Annotated in this window: 11 protein-coding genes; 7 read left to right on the top strand and 4 right to left on the bottom strand. The window is 47.9% G+C overall.

The window, feature by feature from the left end; translation table 11 throughout:
• Positions 1 to 22: 22 nt before the first annotated feature.
• From P364_RS0119835 to P364_RS0119820, 4 genes are all read right to left on the bottom strand, one after another.
• A complete protein-coding gene (locus P364_RS0119835) occupies positions 23 to 835 on the bottom strand; it encodes a phosphotransferase family protein (RefSeq protein ID WP_024631824.1) in 813 nt (270 codons plus the stop codon).
• A gap of 196 nt (positions 836 to 1,031) precedes the next feature.
• Positions 1,032 to 1,622 carry a GNAT family N-acetyltransferase gene (locus P364_RS0119830; RefSeq protein ID WP_024631823.1) on the bottom strand — a complete coding sequence of 197 codons (591 nt, stop codon included), beginning with the start codon at positions 1,620 to 1,622 and terminating at the stop codon, positions 1,032 to 1,034.
• Positions 1,623 to 1,627: 5 nt separating this feature from the next.
• Positions 1,628 to 2,074 (bottom strand): RidA family protein, encoded by a 447-nt coding sequence (locus P364_RS0119825; protein WP_029881131.1) that lies wholly within the window; start codon positions 2,072 to 2,074, stop codon positions 1,628 to 1,630.
• A gap of 133 nt (positions 2,075 to 2,207) precedes the next feature.
• Positions 2,208 to 3,092 carry an AraC family transcriptional regulator gene (locus P364_RS0119820; RefSeq protein WP_024631821.1) on the bottom strand — a complete coding sequence of 295 codons (885 nt, stop codon included), beginning with the start codon at positions 3,090 to 3,092 and terminating at the stop codon, positions 2,208 to 2,210.
• A 125-nt stretch (positions 3,093 to 3,217) separates the two neighbouring features.
• Between P364_RS0119820 and P364_RS0119815 the strand changes: the two genes are divergently transcribed.
• The 7 genes from P364_RS0119815 to P364_RS0119785 all read left to right on the top strand — a co-directional run bounded on the left by P364_RS0119815 (position 3,218) and on the right by P364_RS0119785 (position 12,948).
• Entirely contained in the window at positions 3,218 to 4,507 is a 1,290-nt protein-coding gene (locus P364_RS0119815; RefSeq protein ID WP_024631820.1) for a Gfo/Idh/MocA family oxidoreductase, read from the top strand.
• Between the two features lie 108 nt (positions 4,508 to 4,615).
• Entirely contained in the window at positions 4,616 to 6,433 is a 1,818-nt protein-coding gene (locus P364_RS0119810) for a cache domain-containing sensor histidine kinase (protein WP_024631819.1), read from the top strand.
• A complete protein-coding gene (locus P364_RS0119805; protein ID WP_236642181.1) occupies positions 6,405 to 8,006 on the top strand; it encodes a response regulator in 1,602 nt (533 codons plus the stop codon). The genes P364_RS0119810 and P364_RS0119805 overlap by 29 nt, the downstream gene beginning before the upstream one ends.
• Positions 8,007 to 8,127: 121 nt before the next feature.
• A complete protein-coding gene (locus tag P364_RS0119800; protein WP_024631817.1) occupies positions 8,128 to 9,042 on the top strand; it encodes a carbohydrate ABC transporter permease in 915 nt (304 codons plus the stop codon).
• Positions 9,043 to 9,047: 5 nt separating this feature from the next.
• Positions 9,048 to 9,887, top strand: coding sequence for a carbohydrate ABC transporter permease (locus P364_RS0119795; protein ID WP_024631816.1), 840 nt, complete (start codon positions 9,048 to 9,050; stop codon positions 9,885 to 9,887).
• A gap of 80 nt (positions 9,888 to 9,967) precedes the next feature.
• The gene (locus P364_RS0119790; protein WP_024631815.1) at positions 9,968 to 11,278 is read left to right on the top strand and encodes an ABC transporter substrate-binding protein; all 1,311 of its coding nucleotides are present in this window, start codon (positions 9,968 to 9,970) and stop codon (positions 11,276 to 11,278) included.
• Between the two features lie 23 nt (positions 11,279 to 11,301).
• Positions 11,302 to 12,948, top strand: a complete 1,647-nt coding sequence (locus tag P364_RS0119785) for an MGH1-like glycoside hydrolase domain-containing protein (protein WP_024631814.1) — start codon at positions 11,302 to 11,304, stop codon at positions 12,946 to 12,948.
• Positions 12,949 to 13,007 lie beyond the last annotated feature (59 nt).

Below are 13,007 nucleotides of genomic sequence, written 5' to 3'. Positions count from 1 at the left end.
CTTGTTAGTTAAACTAAATATGTCATTTCAGCAGACGAATACGATCCTGCACAAGCTTGATTAACTGATCCGCTTCCACTGCAGGTAACCTCTCGTCCAGACGTGCAGCCGCGACAGGCAGAATCCAAGCATCCAACTCCTGGCGGGATATCCCGGAAATCTGGATATAATGTTGAATATAATGATCCAGCATTACATTGCGAGCCAATTCAAATTTCCTATGAACAGCCGGGTCCATATCCTCCGGCAGCGTGCCGCTCATTAATATTACCCAGCTGCGTGCCACATCACCCGCCGGATCACCCGACATGCCTGTCATCCAGTCTATAACCCAATATTGATCTCTCATTTCATTCAACATAACATTGTCGGGATGAAAGTCGCCATGACAAATTTGCTTTCGCTCTGGAAGAGACGACAGATAAGCAATTACCTGCGTCTTATCCTCTTCCGATAATAGAGAGGTATTTCGAATGGCTCCAGTAAGAATCTGCTTTTGTGTGGGGAGTGCTCCTGCATCATCCTGCTCGACGTGTAGGCTATGATGACAGATTGCCATTTGACGAGATAGTTCTTCGATCAACACGGGCTCCTGAAACATGAGGGATAACATCGTGTTGCCTTCAATCCGTTCAAATATAATCCCTTTGCGCGATCCATCATCCATAAACAACCTTGCCTGTGGCACAGGTAAGCCCTTTTGGAATACTGCCTCGGTAATTCGAAACTCATTCTGGACAGCTTCAGCTGGAAAATCGGCATGGTATAACTTCATAATCTGATTTGATGCGTACTCATAGATCTCAGCCGTTCTTCCTTGCCCAATCCGTCTCACTTTTCATTCCCCCTAAAATGATACACTTCCTGCTTCCATTTTATATCTTTCTGTACCCATGTGCTTCTGGACAGTAACCAGAAAATGTACACACAAAAAATGGCCCGGAAGAACAGCCAAATCGCTTATTCCTCAACAAGCCATCCTTTCTTTATAAACCATTTTCCAATTCATTTTGATCTCATTTCAAACTATTCTATTCAAACTCATGGCCTCTTACCTTCGCAAACACCATCATATCCACCAGCTCACCAGTACTGTCACGTCGCATCTTGCGCAATATACCTTCAAGGGTATAGCCTGCACGCTCAGCCACTTTGGCACTTTGGACATTCCGTGCATCACAGCGGATTTCCAGTCGGTTGGCCTCCAGATAGTTTATTGCGAACTGCTCGATGCCTCTGACTGCTTCCGTCATCAGACCCTCACCGGCACGCGATGTTCTGATCCAATAACCGATCTCGAAACAGCGTGCATTCCAGTCTATCCGATGCAGTCCGCTGCTGCCCACGAATTCATCTGTAAATTTGTCACGTAAATGAAGCATCATGTCGGTACGCTCCAGAAATTGCAGCCTGGCTTTGCGGGCATTCGCTTCCGATTCCTCCACTGAAGGTATGTTCTCGGCAAAAGGCAGCCACAAACGCAATTGTTCCGCACTTTCACGAATTGCTTCATTCACTGCCGCTCCATCTCCCCACCTCGGGGCACGGATGGTCAGACGTGGTGTATCAAAACTTTCGGGAAAGGACAGCAATAACGGATTAAATGAATCCGAATTGGTCATGAACCCTACTCCTCTACCTGGAATATCGAATCTATGATCAGCGGCAAGTTATCCCTCACGGATACAGCACCAAATACGGAACGGGCGTGTACGCCCTGTTCTCCGAATACATCCAGCATCAGATCCGAGCAACCGTTTAACACCTTATGGTGCTCCTGAAACGAGGCGGTCGCATTGATGAATCCTTGCACTTTGACCACCCGCTTCACCCGATCCAGCGAACCGAGCACTTCCTGGACAACAGCCAGTACCTCAATGGCAGCATTTCGGGCAAAATCATATCCTTGCTCCGTTGTAAAATCCTCCCCGAGTTTACCACGTTCTTGCGTATCCGGCCCTTTACCGGCAACATACATGATTCCGTTTACTATTACGGCATTGGCATACTTCGCTGATGGCGCGCTTGCCTGAGGTAGTACAATGCCCAATTCTTCCAACCTGGTCTGTATCATCGGCATCTCCTTTATGTATAAAAATGTCCTTGCAGTCTATCCATTTATTTCTAATTTAGATAAACCTCAATATACGCCGGTTCCTCTTGAACTGCAATATAAAAAAGGGCTGTACGGAGATTTTCTTTATACCCTATTTCACTGCTCCCATCGAACCTGCTTCTCTGTACTCCTGCCGATATGTTCTGGGTGATACCTGAACCGTCCGCTTGAACATCTTTCCAAAATGTGAAAAATTGCTGAATCCCGCTTGCAGGGCGATCTCCGTTATGGAATCCTCGCTTTCACGCAGCAAACGCTGCGCTTCCTTCACCCGAAGCAGATTAAGATAATCACTGAACGTGAAACCAGTGGTCTGTTTGAACAGACGGCTGAGATAATGCGGGCTGATTCGGAACAATGCAGCAACCTCAGGCAGCGCTAAAGACTGATGATAGTTTTCGTTAAGATGGCGTACCACAGCCTGAGCCTTGGGATGCAGAACTGGCTCACTGTCGGCCGAATGCACGGTGCCCAGATGTTTGTTGCGATAAGCGAACAACAGCAGTTCAACGGATCGGTGACGCAGCAGCAGGCTGCTTCCAGCTCTGGTATGAACCATCTCATCAATCATTTCACTGACCATTCGATCTGCTGCCTCACTTACCTGTGAAGGAAGTCTGAGAATGGGAGTATCCCAGCCGAATGGCTCCTTTAGCCCCTCAGCCAACTCAGGTAAAATAGCCAATTCCGTGAACAGCTCCGGCTTGATATACAGAACAATTCGATCATGGTCTGGCCTTCCACTCTCCATCGTTTTATGAACAGTATTTCGGTTGATAAATACGAAGTCACCAGCCTTGACCTGGTAGGTACAGTCCTTGATGAAGTATATACGTTCACCGGATAACAGATAGTACAACTCATAATGGTCATGTAGGTGGTCATCCGTCATGGAGAAATATCCAATGCGACGATCATATTCGATATTCAAATAACCGGTGGGATCATTGTAATCCGCTCGAAATGTCTGTGCCATGCAGCTGCCCCCTTTGCTTGAATTATAGCAAAATAAGCGGCATTTGAAAGCGATTACGCACAAAAAGCGGCGAAAGAAGTGCTCCCTTGTTATAGTCTAGAGCTATATTCAAGGAGGCGATAGACATGAGTAACAAAAAACGCTACGTATTGGTCGGAACAGGCGGCCGTGCTGAATTTTTCTATGGAGCATTAGCCCAAAATTTCAGGGAAACATCCGAGCTGGCAGCTTTTTGCGATATTAACCAGACCCGCATGAATTATGCCAATCAGCTGCTGAGGGAAAAATATAAATACAATGAGGTGCCTACTTATCCTGCGAATCAGTTCGATCAGATGATTGAGAACGAGAAGCCAGACTTCGTAATTGTTACCAGCATCGACCGCACCCATCACAAATATATCATTCGCGCAATGGAGCTTGGCTGTGATGTCGTAACCGAGAAGCCGATGACCATCGATGAGCACAAATGTCAGGATATTCTTGATGCCGCCAAGCGGACCGGACAAAATATACGCGTCACCTTTAACTACCGTTACGCACCACACCACACCAAAATACGGGAACTAATTCAGAATGACACGATCGGGAAAGTGACTTCAGTCCATTTCGAATGGCTGCTGAATACACGCCATGGTGCCGATTACTTCCGCCGCTGGCACCGGGACAAGCGTAATAGTGGCGGACTGCTCGTACACAAATCCACCCATCACTTCGACTTGGTCAATTTCTGGATCGGTTCCCAGCCTGAGACCGTTTTCGCTTTTGGGGATCTCATGTACTATGGTAGAGAGAACGCCGAGGAACGAGGCGTGACCCAGTTTTACACTCGCGCAACAGGCAACCCGCTTGCACAAGAGGACCCTTTTGCCCTGCACCTGGATTCGGATGCACATCTCAAAGCCATGTATCTGGATGCCGAGCCGGAAGACGGCTATCAGCGGGATCAAAGCGTATTCGGAGATGGCATCAACATCGAGGATACGATGGGTGTGCTCGTTCAGTATCAGAACAGAGCCATTTTGACTTATTCACTTGTTGCATACCAGCCGTGGGAAGGTTATCGCATCGCCATTAACGGTACCAAAGGTCGGATTGAGATGAACATTGTGGAACAATCCTATGTTAATTCGCTCGGTGATAAAAATCTCGAAGGTGCGTTGATTGGGAAAACACTGCGAGTACTTCCCATGTTCGATGCTCCGTATGAGGTTCAGGTTGAGGAAAAAGAAGGCGGCCATGGCGGAGGCGATCCGGTTCTCCTGAATGATCTGTTCGGAGAGCCTACGGAAGATCCATACCACCGTGCTGCCAACCAATTGGATGGAGCGAGATCCATCCTCACCGGAATTGCAGCCAATCGCGCCATCGCAACTGGCTTGCCTGTTCGCATCAACAATCTGGTTCGTTTCTAGGAACACAAGGCCGCTCCAACCACATTCCCATCCAAGGCTGCGTATATTACGCAGTCTTTTTTCACATTTGACGTCGGCCCTGAAGTCTATTTACGTAAGGAGGACTCTATGTTTTTCTCATTAAAAAGTCGCCTGATCGCCTTTATCGTTGTGCTCTTCGTCCTCTGTTTTGGCACGCTCTCCTTCCTGCTCTTCAAGGAGTCGCGTACCGTGATCCGCTCCTATATTGAATCCTCTGCTCTGGAGAAGATGGAGGAATACGGTTCTTATGTCGATATGGTTCAAATGCAGATCTATGATGTGGCCTCTCTTGTCTTCAACAGCGATACCGCCAAGAACTGGGATAACGCAATGAGTGACCCCGACCTACCTGAAGGGGAAAAGATGCTTGTCAATCTGGCGATGAGCCGTTTTCTGACCCAGGCTACGAACAGTTACACCAGTATCTCCGATGTATCCATCTATCGACGGAATGGGCTGCGGATTGGCAGTGAGAATCAAGTAGCGACCGACCCTCTCTTTTTGCAAGAATCATGGTACAAAAATTTCTTCATCTCAGGGAATCACTGGCTGCCTGCACATACCGATCAACATGAAAACATTAGGGATCATGGCAACCCGGTGGTTAGTCTGCTGATGCCCATTGGGACCTTTCACCATGCTACAGCCCAGAATGTGATGAAAATTAATGTCAGCGAATCTTACTTTCTGGAACCTCTTAACCGAATCCATCTGGCCGAGAGCAGCACTATCTTTCTGCTGGGTGAACAAGGAAACCCTATTCTCTCACAGCAGACAAATCAGCTTGGCGTCGGAGCTTTAGCGGAAATCGATCAAATTCGGAACAACTCGCTCAAATCGGGTGTGGTATATCTGAACAACGAGGAAGGACAGCGTGACATTCTGGTATACAAAAAGCTGGGGCGTACCGGCTGGATGCTGGCTGGTCTGGCACCGGAAAAAGAGCTGTATTCCTCTCTTCACAAGCTTCAGAGTACCATTCTGGTGGTCACCATTGTTCTAATTATCGTCTCTTTGTTTGCTGCTGCATGGCTCTCTTATGGCGTGACCAAACCTTTAACTCGACTGGTACTGGCCATGAGACAGGTACAGCGCGGTGCATTCGATCAGGCAGAGTCCCTTCTGCCCCCGGACAAAAACGTAAAAAGCGAAGTCAGTTATGTCATCTCCACTTTCCGCTATATGATCAGCCGATTGCGTCAGCATATCCAGAACGAGTTCGAGTTGAAGCTGCTCCGTCAACAAGCGGAGTATAAAGCGCTGCTCATGCAGATTAATCCCCATTTTATGTTTAACACGTTGGAACTGGTAAGCAGTCTTGCCATGCAGCGCCGAACAGATGATACGGTTCAGGTTATTGAGGATCTGGGCAAAATGATGCGCTTCTCCATGAATACAAGTGACGACAGGGTACAGCTTGCAGAGGAGCTGGCTTATATCCGCCACTATATCTCCATTCTGCAAACCCGTTTCGGTCATAAGCTGGACATTACTTTGACACAGGAAGTTAAGCTGGATTCCCTGGTCATCATCAAATTTATCCTTCAGCCACTTGTTGAGAATGCCGTCAAATACAGCTTTCAGCACCAGACAACCGCCGAGATACACATCCGGATCTCCAGACGGAATAACCGCCTGCATTTCCACATTTCAGACAATGGACCCGGTATTCCGGTCGAGATTATCCAAAAACTCCATGATCCTGTTGAAGCTTCTCAACTGGAACCCCTATTGCGAAGCCAAAGCTGGCACATCGGACTCGGAAATGTGGTTGCACGCTGCCGCTTGCATTACGGCACCCTGTTTGCAATTCAGATCAAAAACGGAGAACATTACGGCACATGTATTGAACTGATTCTACCCGTACAGGAGGAATATGATGTACAACGTATTGATCGCAGATGACGAGCTTGAGGTCCGCGAAGGGTTAATATTGAAAGTGGATTGGCAAGGCATGGGTTTTTCCATCTCAGGTGAAGCGGCAAACGGCATCGAAGCAGAAGAGCTTCTGAAAGCTGAACATTTTGACTTGTTAATTACAGATATGAACATGCCTGTGATGGACGGCGTGCAATTGTTGGACATTTGCCGAAGTCATAATCCTTCCATTCAGATTATGATCATCACAGGATATGAGGATTTCCACTATGCCAGAGCAGGTGTGCGCAGCCAGGCCATGGATTATTTGCTGAAGCCTGTAACCCGGGATGAACTGAAAACCACATTATACAAAATCAAAGAGACGTTGGATAACAAGAAAAAGGTACACGGCGATTCGGAAATGATGCAATGGCGTCTCTCCCAGTATTACAAAGAAATGAAGCAACGTTTCCTGCTAGATCTCGTTCGGGGTCATCGCCTCCCTCCATCTTCATTGCCAGAGCGGATGCGGCTGTTTCATCTGGAATCCTGGCAGGATCACAGCGTCTGTTTCATCACCGCCGGCATGCGAGACTCCGATATAAAGACTGCCTCGGTGGAGCGTGTTCCCGAAAAGCTCCATCTTGCCTTTGAGCTGCTTTGTCACGAACTGGCCCAGTCCTATCCAGATAACGTTCAAGTGTTCCATGACGGAGCACACCCCGGGATTATGCATTTCATTACATTGGACGGTATTCAGCACGAATTTGCTCAGCAAATCACAGCGCAGACACGCTCCGTCATTACGATGGACGTACAGGTTGGATTAGGATTGCCCGTATCAGGGCTTGAGCGCTGGAAAGATGGCTATATTCATTCCCTCTTGGCATGGAACTCTGCTGGACGCAAAGGTGCACAGGATCGTGTGCCCGTAGTAGATCATAGTCCATTGCTGCCTGAGGAAACCAACCGAATGCTGCATCGATGTCTTATACGTGGAGAACTAGATTCCTTCCGCAGCGTGATTCAAAAGGAACTTACTGACTCCTTTCGGCTATCCACCTCCCGTATGATCCGAAGCCTTTTTCAAATTTCATTATTGATGGAGTCCATCGCTATCGAATTTAATCAGCCTCCTTTCGAACAGGAATCCACGTGGATTTCCCCGGAATGGGTGCTTTGGCTAAAGACTCCAGACCAGGCAGAACTGCTGCTGATGCATTGGGCAGAGGATTTCGTGAATCAACAGCAGCCATCCGAGGTTGGAGAAGCTACGGTCATTGAATCGGCCAAGCGATATATCGAGGAAAATTACATGCTGGAACTGACATTAACTTCGTTAGCGGAGCAATATAACTACTACCCAACCTATTTTTCGGAGATGTTCAAAGAAGCTGCCGGTATCTCTTTTATTCAATATGTGACCGAAGTTCGAATGAAACATGCTCTTCGTCTACTGAAGGAAACCCAATTAAATGTCTGGGATGTTACAGAACTGACAGGCTTCCGTTCGCCAAGCTATTTCAGTTCAAAGTTCAAAAAAATGTTCCATATGAGTCCCTCGGACTATCGATTACTGCATTCCGAAAAAAATGATAATGATGATCCGAAGAAATGAGATTCCAGCTTTCCGCCCTCCCCGGTATGATGAATTTACCAAGAGAATCGCCGCCAGCATTGTAAGCGGATTCAATTCTGAGGTGATCATGAATCACATCCATGCTGAAGGGAGGCCTATGATGAAAAAGCTGTCCAAGCCGTTATACGGCCAGCAGAATATGACAGCCTATTTGTTTCTGCTGCCCTGGCTCATCGGACTCTTCTGTCTGACACTGGGACCTATGGTTGCGTCACTCTACCTGTCCTTGACGAAATTTAATTTGCTGTCATCCCCCACGTGGACGGGGCTCAGCAACTATGTCCAGATCTTTACCGAAGACGATACCTTTCGCAGATCTTTGGGGCTAACGTTCTATTATGTATTTCTATCCGTTCCGCTAAGACTTGCCTTTGCCCTGCTGGTAGCGATGGCGCTGAACAAAGGAATTCGGGGGCTCGGCTTATACCGGACCGTGTATTACATTCCTTCCCTATTGGGCGGCAGTGTGGCCATTGCGATCGTCTGGCGCCAGATTTTCGAGGGAAGTGGCTTGGTCAATCAGTTCCTAAGCTGGTTCGGGATCACCGGCCCCGCCTGGATTGCCCATCCCGATTACGTGGTCTATACGATCGTCACGCTCTCTGTATGGCAGTTCGGTTCGGCCATGGTTATTTTCCTTGCCGGCCTGAAGCAAATTCCAGCCGATTTATATGAAGCTTCGGACGTAGACGGGGCCGGAAAGATACGCCAGTTCTTCGGCATCACACTCCCGATGCTCTCCCCTGTTATTTTTTTCAACCTGATCATGAGCATGATCAATTCGTTTCAAGCCTTTACACCCGCTTATGTTATCGGGGATGGACGGGGAGGCCCGCTCGACGCAACGATGTTCTATACCTTGTATTTGTATCTGAAAGGCTTTTCGTTCTTTGATATGGGTTACGCTTCTGCCCTGGCGTGGATCATGCTGGTCATTATCGGGGTATTCACTGCAATCGTCTTTCTCACCTCAAAATTCTGGGTATTCTACAGCGACAATCAGGAAGGGAGATAATGCACATGCCATTAAAGCGACGATTGGTTCAAGCCGGGAGGCATACCGCCATTATCCTCTTCGGTCTGCTGATGTTGTATCCGGTGTTATGGTTAATTCTCAGTTCGTTTAAACCGAATCATCTCATCTTCACCAATAGCAGCCTCATTCCAACCAGCTTCACCTTTGAGCATTTTGTGAATGGATGGAAAGGACTACAGGGTGTGTCGTTTGGTCGCTTCTTCGGCAACTCGGCGCTGATCTCGGTCATGAGTGTGTTAGGAAATGTGATCTCCTGCTCCCTTGCAGCCTATGCCTTTTCCAGATTGAAATTCAAGTTCAAAGGACTGTGGTTCAGCATTATGCTGGTCACCATCATGCTCCCTTACCACGTAACCCTGGTACCTCAGTACATTCTGTATAACGAGCTGCATTGGATTAATACGTATTTTCCGCTCATTCTGCCCAAGTGGCTGGCGCAGGATTCCTTCTTTATTCTGCTCATGGTTCAATTCATCCGTGGTATCCCACGGGAGCTGGATGAGAGTGCAACCATTGACGGCTGCGGGCAATCGCAGATTTTTTTCCGAATCGTAGTGCCTCTTCTCGTTCCTGCACTGATTACAACAGCGATCTTCACCTTCATCTGGAGCTGGGATGACTTCTTCAGCCAGATGATCTATTTGAGCAAAATTGATCTGTTTACCGTACAGCTGGGCATACGGTCCCTGTTCGATCCATCAGGACAATCGGATTGGGGAGCGCTGCTCGCTATGTCGACGCTGTCTCTGCTGCCTGTGACCCTCATCTTTCTGGTATTTCAGCGTTATTTTCTTGAGGGGATTGCAACGACTGGACTGAAATGATTACGAAAATACCTATCCAGACGCAACAAGTGTACAACAGATATTATGCTTTTCATTATCTATCGTCAGGGGGATTTATCATGTTCAAACGATTCATGATTAGTAGTATAGCTTCACTTCTGTTATTGGTTACTGCCTGCTCTGGAACGGATCATACCGGTGCTGATGAGCAAACAGGAACCGCTGAAGGCGGGCAAGTTGAACTGCGCATGATGTGGTGGGGCGATCAAAAACGAGCAGATATTACGAATGAAGCCCTGAAGGTTTTTCAGGAGAAACATCCGAATATTAAAATTGTAGGTGAATTTGCACCTTCCTCTGGATATTTCGACAAGTTAAATACACAGCTGGCGTCAGGCACCGCTCCGGATATTTTTTTCCTCGGTGGTAATGTAGTTGATTACGCGAAGAAGGATGTCCTTCTGAATCTGGACCCATATGTTGGTTCGGAACTGAATCTGGACGGCATGGATACCACCATGGTTGAGTATGGCCGTCTTGATGGAAAGCTGCAGCATATTTCCGCTGGTGCGAATGCACGGGGTATTGTCGTCAATCAGGCGCTGTTCGATCAAGCGGGAATTCCGCTGCCAGCCTCAGATTGGACTTGGGATGATTATGCTGCGATCAGCAAAGAGCTTTCCGACAAACTCGGCAAGGGCTATTACGGAACTTATAATTTCACCGTTGACGGAATGGACATCTTTTTAAAACAGCACGGCAAACAGCTATATGATATGAAGAACGGCACGCTCGGATTTGAAAAAGAAGACATTCTGGAGTGGTTCACCTACTGGGAGCAGGCTTCCAAGTCCGGAGGTGTGGTTACGCCTGAATTGCAAGTTTCCAATCCACCGGATGACACCAGTAAATCCTTGCTTATTACAGGCAAAGCGGCGATGAGCCTGCTTCCTTCGAATCAACTGGCTGCTTTCCAGAGTCTGACCGAAGACAAGTTAATTCTTTTACCTGTACCAAGAGGTCCCAAGGGAACTGGAGTTGTATTCGAGTCTAGTCAGGGATTGTCTGGTTATGCGAATACCAAACATGCAAAAGAAGTCGCGATCCTGATGGATTTCTGGATTAATGATCCGGATGCAGCCAAAATTCTCGGTAACGACCGCGGCGTACCTGTGACGGAAGCCAACCGAAATCTGCTTCAGCAAGAAGCGGGACCTGTTGAAGAGATTGTATATAATTACACCAGCTTTGTATCTGAAGCTACGAAAACGGAGCCTTTCGACGTAAGCTATAATCCTCCGGGATTTGCTGAGTTCTCCAAGCTGGCCCAAACAACCAACCAGGAAATCGGCTTTGGCCGAAAAAGTGTGGAGCAAGCTGTAACTGACTTCTATAATGGCACCGTGCGAATCTTTGAATCCAATCAATAAATAACCGCTATAAGGAGGTCGACATGACAGAAGCACTGCTGAACAAGCTGCGCCAGATCTCGATCCACGATAATGTGAAGCCAGATAAACCGGAAGAACGAAAGTTAATACAGGAATGGCAGGCGTCGGGAGTTCGATTCGCGGCATCAAGCGGACGACTGGAAACGACTTATTATTCCGCCCTGGAGAAGTTACTCACTTGTATTGTGCCCCTGAATGGCAGTGAGCCCATTCTTCAGGAAGGTGGCATCTATCTGGGCTGCTGGCTGGAGAGTACCGGCACCATTAATGCGGAGCTGCTTTCACGTCTGATTCCTTCTGTATCGGAAACGACCTATCTCGCTTTTGCCCAACACCAGAGAGAAGATGGATTGCTGCCTTATAAGCTAACGGAGAACGGTCCTTCCTTTCGCCAGATTCAGCTCGTTACACCATTGGCACGAAGTGTATGGAACCACTACCAGCTTCATGGAAAGGATCGCTCGTTTCTGAAGACCATGTACAAAGCCATGGTACGTTACGACGAATGGATTGCAACGTATCGCAATACCCGAGGGACCGGCTGTGTGGAGGCATTTAGCACCTTTGATACCGGGCATGATCTGTCCCCCCGTTTCTGGCATGTTCCGGATACGCCTTATAAGAATGATGCCGCGTCTTACCATCCGGATTCTCCGGTTCTGCCTTTTTTGGCACCAGACTTAACCGCCAATATTTATTGCCAGCGCATGTACTTATCCCGTATGGCCGTGGAGTTCGGGAAATCTGGTGCAGAGTGGAAAGCAAAAGCTGAAGCCAGTCTGGACAGTCTCTTCCGTTACTGTTATGACGAAGAAGACATGTTCTTCTACGACCGGGATCGCAATGACGAATTCGTCAGAGTACAGTCTGATGTGCTGCTGCGTGTGATGGCCTGCGAGGTGGGCGACCGGGAAATGTTTGATCACATGCTGCGCCAGTATTTGCTGAATACAAGCAAGTTTTTTGCCAAGTACCCGTTTACATCCATGTCGATGGATGATCCAAGGTTTGATCCGTTCTCTTCTTATAATAGTTGGGGTGGAGCGTCCAACTTCCTGAGTCTGATTCGTGCACCGCATGCATTTGAATATCATCATCGGTATGTGGAATTGACCTGGGTGATGCAACCTATCCTGTCGTCCCTTTCCAAAGCAAAGCGTTTTGCGCAGGCATTAAGCCCTTGGACCGGGGAGGAAGGTTTTACCGAAACCTACTCCCCCTCCATCCTTTGCCTACTTGATTATGTAGAACGTTTATGCGGCATCCTGCCGGTTGAATCGGACCAACTGTGGTTTACCGGTCTTCTACCCATCGACATGGATCATGGCGAAGAAGTTGCTGGCCACACGGCGTATAGCCGCACGGTGAATGGGCTGCATTTTGAATTGGTGAACACACCAGAACGGGTAACGGTATATCAGGGTGGTAACGTTCTTATAGAGGGTCCAGCGGGAATCCGGCTGGTTACGGACCACAGTGGACATTTGGTAGGTATCATCGGAATGAGCGTGCGCACCATTGAGGGTGAACTGGTTTATCGAGGTACGTCCATTCCAATTCGAATCAAAGGAAATGAGCTGCAGCGGTATACAGACGGAAGCTTGATAACAGAGCGAGATATCGGAATCATCTATCCTTCCTATCGATAGAGAGTTAAAAAAGTGTCTTCTCTAAGGAACATTAAAAAGCCATTCCCGATGAATAAGTA

Origin of the sequence: Paenibacillus sp. MAEPY2 (assembly GCF_000499205.1) — a bacterium.
GTDB classification, from domain to species: Bacteria; Bacillota; Bacilli; order Paenibacillales; family Paenibacillaceae; genus Paenibacillus; species Paenibacillus vandeheii.
This window is presented reverse-complemented; position numbering and strand designations above follow the sequence as displayed.